This window comes from Ruegeria sp. HKCCA4008 (assembly GCF_013033125.1).
Classification (GTDB): Bacteria; Pseudomonadota; Alphaproteobacteria; order Rhodobacterales; family Rhodobacteraceae; genus Ruegeria.
The window spans coordinates 113300-128764 of record NZ_WQDM01000008.1 but is presented as its reverse complement, the minus strand read 5'-3'; the positions used below and the strand labels follow the sequence as shown (position 1 = coordinate 128764).

Annotated in this window: 17 protein-coding genes; 10 read left to right on the top strand and 7 right to left on the bottom strand. The window is 56.4% G+C overall.

The features are described from left to right. Positions 1-72: 72 nt before the first annotated feature. Both GOW60_RS16730 and GOW60_RS16725 read left to right on the top strand, forming a co-directional pair. A complete protein-coding gene (locus tag GOW60_RS16730; RefSeq protein WP_171230158.1) occupies positions 73-1173 on the top strand; it encodes an alpha/beta fold hydrolase in 1101 nt (366 codons plus the stop codon). Further along, positions 1170-2390, top strand: coding sequence for an MFS transporter (locus tag GOW60_RS16725; protein WP_171230157.1), 1221 nt, complete (start codon positions 1170-1172; stop codon positions 2388-2390). Before GOW60_RS16730 ends, GOW60_RS16725 begins: the two co-directional genes overlap by 4 nt. On the opposite strand, the gene GOW60_RS16720 is transcribed toward GOW60_RS16725, so the two are convergent. The 3 genes from GOW60_RS16720 to GOW60_RS16710 are packed head-to-tail and all read right to left on the bottom strand — an operon-like array spanning position 2387 to position 4670. Beyond that, the gene (locus GOW60_RS16720; RefSeq protein ID WP_171230156.1) at positions 2387-2974 is read right to left on the bottom strand and encodes a Smr/MutS family protein; all 588 of its coding nucleotides are present in this window, start codon (positions 2972-2974) and stop codon (positions 2387-2389) included. The genes GOW60_RS16725 and GOW60_RS16720 overlap by 4 nt on opposite strands. Continuing rightward, positions 2974-4014 carry a murein transglycosylase A gene (locus GOW60_RS16715; RefSeq protein WP_171230155.1) on the bottom strand — a complete coding sequence of 347 codons (1041 nt, stop codon included), beginning with the start codon at positions 4012-4014 and terminating at the stop codon, positions 2974-2976. The genes GOW60_RS16720 and GOW60_RS16715 overlap by 1 nt, the downstream gene beginning before the upstream one ends. Continuing rightward, a complete protein-coding gene (locus GOW60_RS16710; RefSeq protein ID WP_152459622.1) occupies positions 4011-4670 on the bottom strand; it encodes a Tim44/TimA family putative adaptor protein in 660 nt (219 codons plus the stop codon). Before GOW60_RS16710 ends, GOW60_RS16715 begins: the two co-directional genes overlap by 4 nt. 108 nt (positions 4671-4778) lie before the next feature. Here GOW60_RS16710 and GOW60_RS16705 point away from each other — a divergent pair, with 108 nt between their 5' ends. Then, positions 4779-5279 carry an FxsA family protein gene (locus GOW60_RS16705; RefSeq protein ID WP_171230154.1) on the top strand — a complete coding sequence of 167 codons (501 nt, stop codon included), beginning with the start codon at positions 4779-4781 and terminating at the stop codon, positions 5277-5279. A gap of 54 nt (positions 5280-5333) precedes the next feature. Continuing rightward, positions 5334-5834, top strand: coding sequence for a protein-export chaperone SecB (gene secB, locus GOW60_RS16700; protein WP_171230153.1), 501 nt, complete (start codon positions 5334-5336; stop codon positions 5832-5834). Between the two features lie 24 nt (positions 5835-5858). On the opposite strand, the gene dnaQ is transcribed toward secB, so the two are convergent. The 4 genes from dnaQ to GOW60_RS16680 are packed head-to-tail and all read right to left on the bottom strand — an operon-like array spanning position 5859 to position 8593. Beyond that, on the bottom strand, positions 5859-6581 hold the full coding sequence (dnaQ, locus tag GOW60_RS16695) for a DNA polymerase III subunit epsilon (protein WP_171230152.1): 723 nt from the start codon (positions 6579-6581) through the stop codon (positions 5859-5861). Then, positions 6574-7167 (bottom strand): dephospho-CoA kinase, encoded by a 594-nt coding sequence (coaE, locus tag GOW60_RS16690; RefSeq protein ID WP_171230151.1) that lies wholly within the window; start codon positions 7165-7167, stop codon positions 6574-6576. Before coaE ends, dnaQ begins: the two co-directional genes overlap by 8 nt. Next, positions 7164-7997 (bottom strand): shikimate dehydrogenase, encoded by an 834-nt coding sequence (locus GOW60_RS16685; protein WP_171230150.1) that lies wholly within the window; start codon positions 7995-7997, stop codon positions 7164-7166. Before GOW60_RS16685 ends, coaE begins: the two co-directional genes overlap by 4 nt. Further along, the gene (locus GOW60_RS16680) at positions 7994-8593 is read right to left on the bottom strand and encodes a nucleoside triphosphate pyrophosphatase (RefSeq protein ID WP_171230149.1); all 600 of its coding nucleotides are present in this window, start codon (positions 8591-8593) and stop codon (positions 7994-7996) included. Before GOW60_RS16680 ends, GOW60_RS16685 begins: the two co-directional genes overlap by 4 nt. 404 nt (positions 8594-8997) lie before the next feature. On the opposite strand from GOW60_RS16680, the gene GOW60_RS16675 reads away from it, so the two are divergent. The 6 genes from GOW60_RS16675 (at position 8998) to GOW60_RS16650 (ending at position 15453) form a co-directional block, all read left to right on the top strand. Then, entirely contained in the window at positions 8998-9447 is a 450-nt protein-coding gene (locus tag GOW60_RS16675) for a CopD family protein (protein WP_152459615.1), read from the top strand. Between the two features lie 122 nt (positions 9448-9569). Continuing rightward, positions 9570-10841: a transcription termination factor Rho gene (gene rho / locus GOW60_RS16670; RefSeq protein WP_152459614.1), complete on the top strand. Its 1272-nt coding sequence runs from the start codon at positions 9570-9572 to the stop codon at positions 10839-10841. A gap of 31 nt (positions 10842-10872) precedes the next feature. Further along, positions 10873-12159 (top strand): tRNA uridine-5-carboxymethylaminomethyl(34) synthesis GTPase MnmE, encoded by a 1287-nt coding sequence (gene mnmE, locus GOW60_RS16665; RefSeq protein WP_171230148.1) that lies wholly within the window; start codon positions 10873-10875, stop codon positions 12157-12159. Positions 12160-12171: 12 nt separating this feature from the next. Then, positions 12172-14040 (top strand): tRNA uridine-5-carboxymethylaminomethyl(34) synthesis enzyme MnmG, encoded by a 1869-nt coding sequence (mnmG, locus tag GOW60_RS16660; RefSeq protein ID WP_171230147.1) that lies wholly within the window; start codon positions 12172-12174, stop codon positions 14038-14040. Further along, a complete protein-coding gene (rsmG, locus tag GOW60_RS16655; RefSeq protein WP_371813375.1) occupies positions 14040-14657 on the top strand; it encodes a 16S rRNA (guanine(527)-N(7))-methyltransferase RsmG in 618 nt (205 codons plus the stop codon). Before mnmG ends, rsmG begins: the two co-directional genes overlap by 1 nt. After that, complete coding sequence (locus GOW60_RS16650) at positions 14650-15453, top strand: ParA family protein (protein WP_152459610.1); 804 nt, start codon at positions 14650-14652, stop codon at positions 15451-15453. The genes rsmG and GOW60_RS16650 overlap by 8 nt, the downstream gene beginning before the upstream one ends. The last annotated feature ends 12 nt before the right edge of the window (positions 15454-15465 follow it).

Below are 15465 nucleotides of genomic sequence, written 5' to 3'. Positions count from 1 at the left end.
TTTGGTCTTGTCATGCTGGACGTCGGGCAGGAATAGGATAGCGTGTGCACGAGTCACCCCGAGGTCTGGCCCGTGCTGCGATACTTCGTCATTCTGTTCATATCCCTTTCGCTCGGCGCCTGTGTCGACCGGACGGTGTCCGAGGTCGTGCCCGGTGCCGTGAACATCGGAACACCTGAAACCATCTTCGCAAGCACGACCCGCGCGCGTGAGGCCGATGGATCCTATGGATTCCGACGCGGTGAAACGCTCAGGTTCCTGGAAACGACGGTTTCTATTCCACCCACGCATACTCCGGGTACGCTCCGCTTCTCCTACGCGAACCCGAATCCGCGGAAAGAATTCGTTCTGGCAGACGTGACCGAGTTGGATGGACCGCAGGGGCTGCGCATGCACCTGCGAGGACAGGATGACGTCACTATCTTTGTGCACGGCTACAATTCGACCCAGACCGAAACGATCTTCCGCGCGGCGCAGCTAACACATGACATCGGCCTCCCCGGATCAACGCTGGTGTATTCCTGGCCCAGCCGCGCGACGGGCTATGGATACGCTTATGATCTGGACAGTATGCTGTTCGCCCGCGACGGGTTGGAACAGACCATCCGCGAACTGAAAGCCATGGGTGTCAAACGCGTTATTCTGGTCGCGCATTCCATGGGCGGTGCGTTGACGATGGAGATGATGCGGCAAACCGAATTGCAGGAACCCGGCTGGGCCAAGCGAAACATCGAAGGGGTCGTTCTGATCTCGCCTGATCTTGATCTTGATCTGTTTCGCTCGCAGATGAAACGTATCGACAACCCCCCCGATCCGTTCATCGTAATGGTGTCGCAAAAGGACAAGATCCTGAACATCTCGGGCCGCTTGCGTGGCACGGATGAGGGCCAGCGGTTGGGGAACATCAGTTCGGTTGACTCGCTCGAGGAATTCCCGATCAGCGTGATCGACACGACTGCTTTCAACAGTGACGCGGCATCCTCGCATTTCGTTGCCGCGACCTCTCCGGCTTTATTGTCGATCCTCAACTCGTTGCGGCGTGTCAACAATACCTTCGGGCGGGAAGATCGACCGACCATTGATATTCTGGTGCCACCCAGCGAGCGCAATCCAGACGGGGCCACTGAAATTGTTCTGACGGAAACTGGGCAGGCACAGGTTACCACTCCGTGACGCGGTTCAAGCTGCGTCGGTATCTTCTAGACAATGCCACCTGGCTTGGCGCCGGCGTTCTTCTGACGTTTTTATCCAGCTTCGGGCAGACATTCTTCATTTCGATCTTTGCCGGTGAAATCCGCGCGGAATTCAGCCTCGGCCACGGTGCGTGGGGTGGGCTATATACATTGGGCACAACCCTGTCGGCCATCGTGATGATCTGGGCCGGAGGGCTGACGGACATCTTTCGCGTCCGGGTGCTGGGTCCGGCGGTTCTGGCTGGGTTGGCCCTGGCCGCCCTTGCCATGGCGCTGAATACCTGGCTTCTGCTGTTGCCGGTGGTGATTTTTCTGTTGCGCCTGCTGGGTCAGGGGATGAGCACACATCTGGCCGCGGTCGCCATGGCGCGGTGGTTTACGGTCACGCGGGGCAAGGCGCTTTCCATTGCATCCATCGGCTATGCCATCGGTGAGGCCCTGCTGCCCCTGATCTTTGTTGCAGCCATGGTTTACCTGGACTGGCGTTGGCTGTGGGTGGTCGCGGCAGGGATGACTGCCTTGGGAATACCCGTGTTGATGCGGCTGTTGCGCGAGGAACGAACACCGCAAAGCCTTGCCAGCGAATCCTCTGCCATTGGGATGCAGGGTCGCCACTGGAGCCGTCGCGACGCGCTGTTTGACCCCTTGTTCTGGTTCATGGTGCCCGCCGTGCTTGCGCCATCGGCATTCATCACCGCGTTTTTCTTCCATCAGGTCTATTTCGCCGAGGTCAAAGGCTGGCAGCATATCCAACTGGTCGCTCTGTTCCCGATCTTTACCGGAGTATCACTGCTGTCGATGTTTGCTGCGGGCTGGGCATTGGACAAATGGGGCACTGCACGCATCATGCCATTCTATCAGCTTCCGATGGCGGTTGGGTTTGTGGTTCTGGGCATGACTGAATCAATCAGCGGCGCGACGATTGGGTTGGTGTTTCTTGGCCTGACGGTCGGAGCGAACAGCACGTTGCCCAGCGCGTTCTGGGCAGAATTCTATGGGACCCGGCATATCGGGGCCATCAAGGCGATGGCTGCGGCTGTCATGGTACTGGGGTCAGCCATCGGCCCCGGTCTGACCGGTGTTCTGATTGACCTTGGTATCCCGCTGAGCATTCAGTTTTTTTGGATTGGCCTGTTCTTCGTGCTGGTATGCAGCCTTGTTTGGGTCGGTATTTCCCGCGCACGTCGCGACCTTTAACGCACCCGCCTGAGATACACGTAATACGCCCCGTCTCCGCCGTGGCTTATATGAGCCGGCGTGACCTGCAACACCGCCTGGGCCAGCGGTGGGATCGACAACCAGTGAGGAACCTGATTTCGCAGAACACCTCGCGGCGTCGGAATCGGACCGGGCTCGTCCCGATCCTTGCCTTTGCCGGTCACGACCAAAACCAGACGCTTACCCTGTGCTTGCGCGCTCAGGATGAATCGGATCAGCGCGGGATGGGCCGAAGCCACCCGCATACCGTGCAGATCCAGCTTGCCTTCGGGTTTCAGCTTGCCGCGCTTCATCCGGCCAAAGGCCTTGTTGTCCATCTGAACCGGTGCATTGCGCAACGCATCCGTCACCGTCGGCTTCAGGTCGTTCGGTTTCGGTTTCGACTGATGGGCTTGTCCAAGTTCGAATGCCTGAAAACGCGGTTTCGGGGTTTTCTTGGGCTTGGGTTTCGGCAAGGAGGTCGGATGGATCGTCTGCGGGATCTCGGGGTGCAGCCTCTCGGCCTGTTTGGCGACCTTGCGCCACAGCTCGATCTCTTCGCTTGTCAGTTTGCGCCGGGTCATCAGAATTCATCCGGCAGCAGGGCATAGGCACGCTGGATGGGCAGCAACAGCACCATCCGGCCCGGATCCTTCAGCTTGCCCGCGGCCTGACCGGCTTCGTCCCCCGTTCCGAAAAAGATATCGGCCCGCTGCGCGCCTTTGATGGCCGCACCCGTATCCTGCGCGATCATCAGGCGGTGGATCGGTTCCTTGCCGTCCTTTTCCACCCAAACCGGTGCGCCCAGCGGGGTATAGGCCGGATCAGCCGCGATGCTGCGCATGGTCGTGACAGATCGGTTCATGGCGCCCAGCGGCCCAAGCTCGGGCGCGACACGTGAAACTTCGCGGAAAAACACGTATGATGGGTTGTGGAGCAGCAATTCCGCGCCGGCCTCGGGGTTCTTGCGCACCCAGGCGCGGATCATCTGCGCGCTGACCTCATGCGCGCCAAGAATGCCGCGCCGCACCAGTTCCACGCCAATTGACCTATAGGGATGCCCGTTCGCACCGCCATACCCGACGCGCAAAGCGCCGCCATCCGGCAATCGAACGCGGCCCGAACCCTGGATTTGCAGAAAAAACAACTCTACAGGGTCATCGACCCAGGCAATCTCAAGCCCGCGGCCCTGCATGACATCACTGGTCAGGATTTCTCGCCGGCTCAGCCAGGGCCCCTCAGCGCGGGCCTCGGGCGGCATTTTGTAGATGGGATACTTGAAACGATCCGTCCGGGTGCGCGCACCATCAAGTTCGGGTTCGAAATACCCCGTGAACAGGGCATCCTCACCATCCTCGACCAGAACAGGGCGAAAAAAGAGCTCAAAGAACGACCGTGCCGCTTCGGCATCATAGGTTCTTGCCACACCGCACAGGGCCCGCCAATCGGGATCCTTCAGATCCCCGCAGGTGTTCAGAAAAACGGACAGGGCTGCACCGTGGTCATCCTCGGCCCAGCCACGCAGATCATCGAACGACAGAATGGATCGCGTTGCCTCGGCCCCGGCAGCGCTGGCAGTGGTCATTGCACCCACCAGTAAAAGCGACCGGAGCGTGGCAATCATGCGTCCGTGGCAACAAGCAGCCAGTTTGGATCGTCCTTGCCCATCACACGGGCAAAGGTCCAGCTGTCCTTTTGGCGTTTCACGGTGTTGGGGCTGCCTTCGACGATATCGCCACCGCGATCCCGCACGACCGATGTCAGTTCACCCACGAATTTCATGGTGATCTCGGCCTGATTGGTATCCTTGTCGAATTTCACATCCGTCAGGGTCGTCTCTCGGACACCGATGAACTCGGCCTCGATCGTCAGGCCCTGATCTTCTCGTGCGGCGACGCCCGCAACGAAGGATTCAAAAACTTCTTCCGACAGGAATGGCTGGATCTCGTCCAGGTTTCCCTTCTCAAACCCCATCACGATCATTTCATAGGCACCGCGCGCACCCTGAACAAACTCGGTGACGGAAAAACCGGGTTCAACGCGTTTCATCGCCGCCAGCGTCTGTGCCAGCTCGCTGTCTTCCGGGACATGGTCTGTGATGTCATGATCCGGGCCGCCTTCGATCACTTCGAAATCGCGGCGCGACTTATGCGCTTCGGGCTGCTGCTGCACAGGCGGTTTCTCAAAACCTTCACGCGTGCCCAATACGCTCTTGAGGCGCAGGATCAGGAAAACGGCAATTCCGGCCAGGACCAGCAACTGGATCATGGGTTCGTTCATTTCATCCTCTTTTCAGAACCGCGGCTTTGTATACGCGGCCTCATGCCATTATGTAGGTGACCGTAGGTGGCAAGTCCACAGCCCGGCCTAGGGGAAAGGATAACGCAAATGTATCTGTTCTTGGCATTTTTGTTGGTGCCTATCATCGAGATCGCGCTGTTTATTCAGGTTGGCGGGTTGATCGGCTTGTGGCCAACCCTTGCCATCGTAGTACTGACGGCGGTTTTGGGCACTGTTTTGGTGCGGACACAAGGTCGCATGGCGTTGGGAAACCTGCAACGGTCGTTTGCCGAACTGGACGATCCGACCGAGCCGCTGGCCCATGGTGCGATGATCCTGTTGTCGGGCGCTTTGTTGCTTACACCGGGATTCTTTACTGATGCCATTGGATTTGCGTTGCTTGTTCCCGGCGTGCGGGTTGCGGTTTTCAGGTATCTCAGATCGAAAGTCACCGTTACCCAGTTTCAGATGGGTCAAGGCCCCGGTTTTCAGTCACGGGGAAATCCGTTCGATCAGGGTGACATCATAGATGGCGACTTTACCGAGGTCCGCCCAAAAAATGATCCGTCAAAGCCGTCTAAATGGGTGGAAGACCCCCACCGGCATTGAGGTGCCGCGCCCAACTTGATAAGCAGTGGCGAATTTCATTTTTGGAGTAGATCCATGGCCGAAGAAAAAGCTGCAGAAAACACTGCGGCCAAAGCCGCCCCGCAAGTTCAGATGCGTGTTCTGGGGCAGTTCATCCGCGACATGTCCTTTGAGAACGTGATGGCCCAGAAGGGTGTTTCCGGTGACGTACAGCCCGAAATCGCGGTTCAGGTGAATCTGGACGCCAAGAAGCGCCCGACAGACCACCAGTTCGAAGTGTCGATCAAGCTGAACCTGACATCCAAAGCCAAAGGCCTGGAAGACGTTCTGTTCCTGTGTGAGCTGGACTATTGCGGCCTGTTCCACGTGGAAGGTGTGCCGGAAGACCAGCTGCACCCGTTCCTGATGATCGAATGCCCGCGGATGCTGTTCCCGTTCCTGCGCCGCATCGTCAGCGACATCACCCGCGACGGCGGTTTCCCACCGGTGAATCTGGACAATATCGATTTCGTCGCCCTGTACCGCAACGAATTGATGCGTCGTCAGGCCGAACAGTCCCAGAAGACAGACGCCTGAGGGTTTGGCCCGTGCCTGACAGGGTCAGGTGCGGGTCCATAGGGCATTGTCGCCCAGTTTTTCTATGAATGCATCATGTGCCGCGCGTTCATCCTCAGTAATACGAGACGGCAGTGGCGTTGCTCGTGGTGCCGGTCGCCAATCATCGCCGCCGCCTGCCACGGATGATGCAGATGTTGACAGTCCAAAATCGGGCTGTCGTCCTCCGATCAGCTCAAGATAAACCTCGGCCAGGATTTCAGAGTCGAGCAATGCGCCGTGCAGCACACGATTCGAGTTGTCGATATTGAAGCGACGGCAAAGCGCATCCAGTGAGGCCGGCGAACCGGGAAACCGTTTGCGTGCAATCGCCAACGTATCCAGCGCCTGTTCCATCGGGATGAGCGGGGCACCCATCCATTTCAGTTCGGCATTCAGGAACTTCATGTCGAAAGATGCATTGTGGATCACCAGCCGCGCATCGCTGACGAATTCGCGAAAAGCGTGACCGATCTTGGCAAAAACCGGTTTGTCTTTCAGCGTCACTTCACCCTTTTCCGGCGGACGTGGGTTTTCCAACAGGTCCGGGCCGATGCCATGCACGCCAAATGCCTCTTCCGGCATCGAACGTTCGGGGTTGATGTAGACGTGATACGTCTCACCCGTTGCGACGTGGTTCCACAGTTCAACGGCGCCGATTTCCACGATCCGATCACCGCTTTCGGGATCGAAACCCGTGGTTTCGGTGTCGAGTACAATTTCACGCATCTGCCATCCCCGCCCGTATCTGCCTGACCACATCCTGCACCTGCGCGCGGGCGTGGTCCAGAGTGTCGGTCACGATGACGTAATCCGACCGCGCGCATTTTTCTTCATTCGGCATCTGCTTGGCTCGGATTTGCTCGAACTGCGCCTCGGTCATTGTGCCCCGTTCCATGACACGCCGCTTTTGCTCGTTGGCCGGGATCGAAACACAAGCCACCGCGTCCATCGCCACGTCACCGCCCGTTTCAAACAAAAGCGGAATGTCGAACACCAGGATGTCGTTTGTCGCGGCTTCACGAAATGCTGCGCGGTCAGCAGCGACCAGAGGGTGGACGATGGCTTCGATGGCCTTCAGCGCAGCAGGATCGGCGGCAATTATCTGTTTCAGCGCCTCCCGGTTGACCGCACCGTCCTGAATGGCCGACGGAAACAATCGTTCCATGGGGCCAACGGCCGCGCCCCCCCTGGAATACAGGCGATGCACCGCCGCATCCGCATCCCACAAGGCACAACCTTCTTCGACGAACATCTGCGCCGTTGTGCTTTTCCCCATGCCGATGGAACCGGTCAGGCCAAGCGCAAAATTCATGCCATGGCCGCCGCACGTGCATCAGCATCAACTTCGGGGCGCACGCCGAACCAGCGTTCAAAACCGGGCACTGCCTGATGCAACAACATGCCCAGCCCATCGACTGCGGTGCATCCAGCCTGTTCAGCGGTTTGCAACAGGCGGGTTTTCAATGGCGCATAAACCAGATCCGTCACCACGGCACCGGGCTGCAACCCATCAAGCGGAACCCGCAATTCCGGTTGGCCCTGCATGCCCAACGAGGTGGTGTTCACCACGAGTTCTGCGTTTTCGATGACATTTCCGGCCTGAACCCAATCCACCACGCGGATACGTTGACCGAATTCCTCTTTCAGATGATCCGCTCGGGCGCGGGTTCGGTTGGTCAGCAGGATTTCTGGAACACCCGCGTCAGACAATGCCTGCAACACGGCGCGCGCGGCCCCTCCGGCCCCGAAGACAACAGCCGGTCCGTCCTTTGCATTCCAGTCTGGCGCACCGGTGCGAAGATTCTCCATGAACCCGTACCCGTCAGTGTTATCCGCGTGGATCGAGCCATCTTCACGAAACACCAGAGTGTTCGCCGCACCTATCACCGTTGCGCGGTCAGACGCATGATCCGCGATCTTCAGAGCGGCTTCCTTGTGGGGAACGGTCACATTGGCGCCGACAAAACCCGCCTTGGGCAGGGTGCGCAGCACAGTTTCCAGGTCGGCGGGTGCCACATCCATCGGGATGTAATGACCGGCAAGACCGTATGTCTTCAACCAATGACCATGCAGTTTGGGGGATCGTGAGTGAGCAATGGGATGTCCAATCACACCGGCCAAAGGAACCCGATAGTCCGTCATTGATCGATTACCCCTTTGACAGCCAGAAAGTTGAGCAGTTCCAACAGGGGCATACCCAAAACGTTAAAATAGTCGCCGTCAATGGTGGCGAACAGGCGGACACCTTCTTCCTCCAGCTTGTAAGCTCCGACGGCGTGGCGGATACTGTCCCAGTTTCGCGCGACGTAATCTTTCAGATAGGCGTCGGAACTGGCCCGCATCCGCAATCGTACCTGCCCCACATGCCGCCAGACCGGCTGAGCATTCTGATAGATCACCGCTGCGGACAAAAGCATATGCCGCTTGCCACGCATGGCTTTCAGCTGAGCCAACGCCTGTTCGGGGGTTTCCGGCTTTGACATCAGCTGACCGTCAAAATCCAGAACCTGATCGCATCCCAGCACCATGGCACCGGGGTTTTTGTCGCTGACCTTCCGTGCCTTCATTTCTGCGAGTGTATCGGCAATGTCCCGTGGAGATGCGTTTTCAGCCAGCAGGGCGCGTTTGGCCGTCTCTTCATCCACGCGCGCGGCTTGAACCAAAAACGGTACGCCTGCATTTTCAAGCAGCTGCGCGCGAATAGCAGACCCGGAAGCAAGAAGAATGGGGACAGACATGTGGAAAACCCCGTGTGCAAATCATTGAGAGTTCAGGGGTGCTTTGTATGGTTTTCCAGTTGACACGCAACCCCGGGGATTTCGCGCCAGAGATCCCCGAGTCGCTCAAATCCCATCCCGTCCGGACAAGGATAAGTCAGTTTCTCTGGAAAAGCCCGATATCCCAAATTCTCCTACCAGTTATCCCCAAGTGGAACAAGGAATACTGATAATAAATAATTGATTTTAAATGATAAAAATATCCACCAACAGAATCACATGAAAAATTCCGTGTTCTGTCCACCTGGGGAAAACACTTGTGTAAAAAAGTAATCCACGGATTTTACTCACCCTACAAAACCATCATCCTTTTTCTTTTCTTATTTTTTTATTAGGGAGGGTTCCGAACAACGCCCGGAGCCGAAATGACCGATCTTCTGTTCACTTTGTACCCATGGGTGAAATCGCTCCATATCATGGCGGTGATTTCTTGGATGGCGGGCCTGTTCTATCTGCCCAGGTTGTTTGTCTATCACGTCGAAAAGGCACAGGCCGTCGAAGGCGCACAGGACATTTTCTTTGAAATGGAAGAAAAGCTGCTGCGTGTGATCATGAGACCGGCGATGATCGTTGCGTGGGTTTGTGGTTTGATCATGGTGTTCACGCCGGGCATCGTGGGGTGGGATTGGAGCTGGCCTTGGGTCAAGGGCGCTGCCGTAATCGGCATGACCTGGTTTCATCACTGGCTGATGGCGCGACGCAAGGATTTTCTGGAAGGGCGAAACATGCTCAGTGGGCGGCAGTTTCGCATGATGAACGAGGTCCCGACCGTTTTGATGGTTGCCATCGTTCTGGCGGTTGTTCTGAAGTTCTGAGGGCCTGTTTGACTCCGCCCCTCACTGCGCTTATGTAGGGATCAACACGCCCGTCCGGGCGGCGTATCTTCCATACTGAAATTCCACTTCGTGCCGCACTGTCAGCGGTGAAGGTATATATCATGACAACCGAATCCCTGAATCTTGCTGATCTGAAAGCCAAAAGCCCCAAAGACCTTCTGGCGATGGCTGAAGAGCTGGAGATCGAAAACGCCTCGACCATGCGCAAGGGCGAGATGATGTTCCAGATCCTGCGTGAACGCGCGGATGAAGGCTGGACCGTTGGTGGCGATGGCGTGCTTGAAGTGCTTCAGGACGGTTTCGGCTTCCTGCGCTCGCCCGAGGCGAACTATCTGCCCGGCCCGGATGACATCTATGTCTCACCCGAGATGATCCGCCAGCACTCATTGCGGACAGGGGATACCGTGGAAGGCGAGATCAAAGCCCCGGATGAGAATGAGCGCTATTTCGCGCTGACGAAGGTGACCAAGATCAACTTCGAAGACCCGGAAAAGGCCAAGCACAAGATCCTGTTCGACAACCTGACGCCGCTTTATCCGGATGAGCGGCTGAAGATGGAGATCGAGGATCCGACCATCAAGGACAAGTCCGCACGTGTGATCGACCTGGTCGCGCCGATCGGCAAGGGCCAGCGGTCGTTGATCGTGGCGCCGCCGCGCACCGGTAAGACGGTGATCCTGCAAAACATCGCGCATTCGATCGAGCGCAACCACCCGGAATGCTACCTGATCGTCCTGCTGATCGACGAACGCCCGGAAGAAGTCACTGACATGCAGCGTTCAGTGAAGGGCGAGGTGGTATCCTCGACCTTTGATGAACCCGCGACGCGCCACGTTGCCGTGTCGGAAATGGTGATCGAAAAAGCCAAGCGTCTGGTCGAACATAAACGAGATGTTGTTATTCTTCTTGATTCGATCACAAGACTTGGTAGGGCATTTAACACAGTGGTCCCATCCTCGGGTAAAGTTCTGACCGGTGGTGTGGACGCAAACGCCCTGCAACGGCCCAAGCGTTTCTTTGGCGCGGCGCGGAACATTGAAGAGGGTGGTTCGCTGACCATCATCGCCACCGCACTGATCGATACCGGAAGCCGGATGGACGAGGTCATCTTTGAAGAATTCAAAGGTACAGGCAACTCGGAAATCGTTCTGGATCGCAAGATCGCGGACAAGCGTGTGTTCCCGGCCATCGACATCCTCAAATCCGGCACGCGGAAAGAGGATCTTCTGGTCGACAAAGGCGATCTGGCCAAGACCTTCGTTCTGCGGCGTATCCTCAACCCGATGGGCACGACCGACGCAATCGAGTTCTTGTTGTCCAAGTTGAAGCAGACAAAGACAAACAGCGAATTCTTCGATTCCATGAACACCTGACATTGGTCTTTAACTCTAGCGAGGCCTTCGAATGGATACGATATTCGCCTTGGCCAGCGCGCAGGGCAAAGCCGGGGTGGCGGTCATCCGCCTCTCGGGTCCGGACTCCCATTCAGCAGCGGCGCGTCTGACGGGTGGTGCGCTGCCAAAGCGTGGCATGGTCCTGCGCACTCTGACCGATCATGGTGGATCACGTTTGGACGACGGATTGGTCTTGACCTTCCAGGCTCCGGCCAGTTTTACCGGTGAGGACGTGGCCGAGCTTCAGATTCATGGAAGCACCGCCTCTGTCAACGCCGTTCTGCGCTGCCTGTCGGATACAGAAGGGTTGCGCATCGCTGAACCGGGTGAGTTCACACGCCGAGCGCTGGAAAACGGCAAGATGGACCTGACTCAGGTTGAAGGCCTGGCCGATCTAATCGATGCAGAAACGGAAGCACAACGGAAGCAGGCTCAGACCATTCTGGCGGGTGAGCTGGGCACATTGGCTGAACGGTGGCGTCGGGATTTGATACGGGCTGCGTCCCTGTTGGAGGCTGTCATCGATTTTGCTGATGAAGAAGTTCCAACCGATGTCACGCCGGAAGTGCGCGAGCTGATCCAGGGCGTCATGTTGGACCTTCATCGCGAGGCAGATGGAGTCAAGATTGCTGAGCGAATTCGTTCAGGGTTCGAGGTTGCGATCGTCGGCCTTCCGAATGCGGGAAAATCCACTCTTTTGAATGCTTTGGCAGGCCGTGAGGCGGCCATTACTTCGGAATATGCCGGGACCACGCGCGATGTGATCGAAGTTCGCATGGATCTGGCTGGTTTACCGGTGACCTTGCTGGACACGGCAGGGCTGCGAGAGACCGAAGATCATGTCGAAAACCTGGGTATCGAGCTTGCGCGCAGCAGAGCGGAGGCCGCCGATCTTCGCGTTTTCCTGTCTGAAACACCGAAGGACCTGGGGGTGGAGATGCGGGAAGACGATATACATGTTTTGCCCAAAGCAGACCTTCGGGGGATCGGGGGAAAGGGTGTGTCAGGGAAAACAGGCCAGGGAATCGATGCGTTAGTAGACCAGATATCGTGTGTTTTGCGTCAACGAACCACTACCCATGGTATTGCAACTCGGGAACGTCACCGCATTGCAATCACCAGAGCATTGGACTCACTCACATCTGCAATCGCGGTTCTGGAATCAGGCCCAGACCTGTATGATATCGCAGCAGAGGAGCTGAGAACCGCCATTCGCGCCCTTGAATCCCTGGTGGGCAGAATAGACGTGGAAACACTGTTGGATGAAATCTTCTCCAGCTTCTGTTTGGGAAAATAAGGAGTGTTTCACGTGAAACATTCGAAGTTTGATGTCATCGTCATCGGCGCGGGTCACGCCGGAACCGAGGCCGCCCATGCATCAGCCAGAATGGGCGCAACAACTGCGCTGGTGACGCTGTCTGCAACGGACATAGGCGTCATGTCCTGCAATCCAGCGATTGGCGGTTTGGGGAAAGGCCATCTTGTGCGAGAGATTGACGCCTTGGATGGCGTCATGGGTCGCGTGGCGGATCAGGCCGGCATTCAGTTTCGATTATTGAATCGTCGAAAAGGGCCCGCCGTTCAGGGGCCGAGAGCGCAGGCGGATCGCGCCCTTTACCGTCTTGCCATGCAACAGGTAACAGAGAAACAGGATAACCTGTCTGTCGTTGTCGGCGAGGTTGTCGATTTCCTGATGAACGGCGAAAAGGTTGCAGGTGTTGTTCTTTCCGATGGATCAGAGCTTACGGCCCGCGCCGTTATTCTGACGTCCGGTACGTTTCTAAGGGGCGTCATCCATATCGGTGACGTGTCTCGCCCAGGCGGGAGAATGGGGAATCGGCCATCCATCAAACTGGCTGAGCGGTTGGATGGATACGATCTTCCCATGGGGCGATTGAAAACCGGCACACCGCCGCGTCTGGACGGGCGGAGCATTGATTGGTCCGATCTTGAAAGGCAGGACGGCGACGATGAGCCAACCCTGTTTTCTTTCATGTCGAATTCCGTTGTCGCGCCCCAGATTTCTTGCGGAATTACGCATACAAATGCGCGAACACATGAGATCATTGCGGCAAATCTTTCGAAATCTGCCATGTATGGCGGTCACATCGATGGGGTAGGCCCGCGTTATTGCCCTTCGATCGAAGACAAGATCGTACGCTTCGCCGACAAGGATTCGCATCAAATCTTCCTTGAACCCGAAGGGGTCAACGATCACACGATCTATCCGAACGGTATATCGACATCTCTGCCCCAGGATGTTCAGCTGGACTATGTGCGGTCAATCAAAGGCTTGGAAAATGCAGAGATTCTGCAACCGGGATATGCGATCGAATACGACTATGTTGATCCACGTGTCCTGAGCGCTTCTTTATCCTTGCCGTCTGTTCCCGGACTATATCTAGCGGGACAGATAAATGGGACCACAGGATATGAGGAAGCCGCGGCTCAGGGCATGGTGGCCGGCCTCAACGCGGCGTTGGAGATCCAAGGGCGGGAGCCTATCCATTTTACACGATCCGACAGTTATATTGGCGTAATGATCGATGATTTGACAACTCGAGGAGTTGCCGAACCTTACCGCATGTTCACGTCACGCGCGGAATTCCGGCTATCTCTGCGCGCCGACAATGCTGATCAACGGCTGACACCGCTTGGTTTAGAGCTGGGGTGCGTCGGAGAAGAGCGCAAGATTCAGTTCGAAGATAAAATGCACCAACTTGAGAGCGTGAAGTCAAAGCTGACGGAACGGACTTATACGCCCAAAGAAGTTCTCGCTGCCGGCATAAATGTTAATCAGGATGGAAACCGAAGGGATGGGATGGCAATTCTGGCATTCCCCGACACCTCGTTTGAAGATTTGTTGCCTCTCGTTCCTGATTTGCAGGACGTTGATCCAAAAATCAGGCTTCAGATCGAGCGGGACGCCTTGTATGCCAACTACATTGCCAGACAAAAGCGGGATGTCGAAGCAATGAAGCGGGATGAATCCTATGTCATCCCGCATGAATTCGATTATTTTGCCTTGGACGGCCTGTCGTCGGAGATGAAACAGAAGCTGTCGCAGGCGAAGCCTGCAAATATCGCTCAGGCAAGCCGTGTCGAGGGCGTCACGCCGGCAGCGCTGACGCTTGTTCTGGCAAAACTGCGCCGGGATCAAAGAGCTCGTCAGGCATGATGGTTGATTATTCGAAGTTTGAAGACCTAAATGTTTCACGTGAAACATTCGATCGCCTCGTGACCTATGTTGATCTGGTGAAGCGTTGGAATCCCAAGATCAACCTCGTGTCGCGGAACAGCCTGGAGCGTATCTGGGACCGGCATATTCTTGATTCCGTGCAAGTCTATCGGTGCGCTGACAGGTTTGACACCTGGGCAGACCTGGGAAGCGGAGGCGGATTCCCTGGTATGGTCTGCGCCATCATCGCTGCGGAAGAAAATCCAGGCGCAGCATTCAATATGATCGAGAGCGACCAGCGGAAATCAGCTTTCTTGCGCAGCGTTGCGCGGGAATGCGGCATAAAATGCACGGTGATTTCAAAAAGGATTGAATCGGTTGATCCTTTGGCTGCAAACATAGTTTCCGCCCGAGCGCTGGCTGACTTGCGCACCCTGTTGTCCTTTTGTGACAGGCATTTACACATCAACGGGACAGCGTTGTTGCCCAAAGGCGCAAATTGGAAAAAAGAGCTGGAAGACGCACGTGAGGAATGGAATTTCGAGGCTGAGGCGATTACAAGTTTAACTGAACCTCAAGCCGTTATCCTTAAGATAAATGGAGTATCACGTGGTTGATTTGTCTCGACCTTCAGGGCCTCGGATAATTGCTGTTGCCAATCAGAAGGGCGGGGTCGGAAAAACAACCACAGCAATCAACCTTGCAGCAGGATTGGCCGAATCCGGGTGTCGGGTCCTGGTGGTTGACCTTGACCCGCAGGGGAACGCTTCTACGGGTTTGGGTGTCGAAGATCGAGACTGGACAACTTATGATCTGATCCTTGACGACGCACCATTGGAGGCCGTCGTTCAGGAGACGGAAATCGAAGGTCTTTTCGTTGTTCCGGCGACCGTTGATCTGAGTTCCGCCGATATTGAACTGATCTCCAACGAAAAACGCAGCTATCTTTTGCATGATGCTTTGAGGCAGCCAGCCATAGATGCGTTTGAACTGGATTTTGTGCTTATCGACTGCCCGCCGTCCTTAAACTTGCTGACCGTGAATGCTATGGTTGCTTCGCATTCGGTGCTGGTGCCGCTGCAGAGCGAGTTCTTTGCCCTTGAAGGGCTTTCACAACTGATGCTGACGATTCGAGAGGTCCGCCAAACGGCCAACCCGGATCTGAGAATCGAAGGTATTGTGTTGACCATGTATGACAACCGCAACAACTTGTCCCGTCAGGTTGAAAAGGACGCGCGTGACAATCTGGGTGAGATGGTTTTTAAAACGAAGATACCCAGAAATGTGCGGGTCAGCGAAGCGCCATCATATGCGCTGCCTGTTTTGCAATATGACTCGGGATCGCTTGGGGCCATGGCCTACCGGCATCTTGCTCGTGAGATCTTGCACAAGAACAATAAGACCGCTGCCTGAGCGGGAACGAGG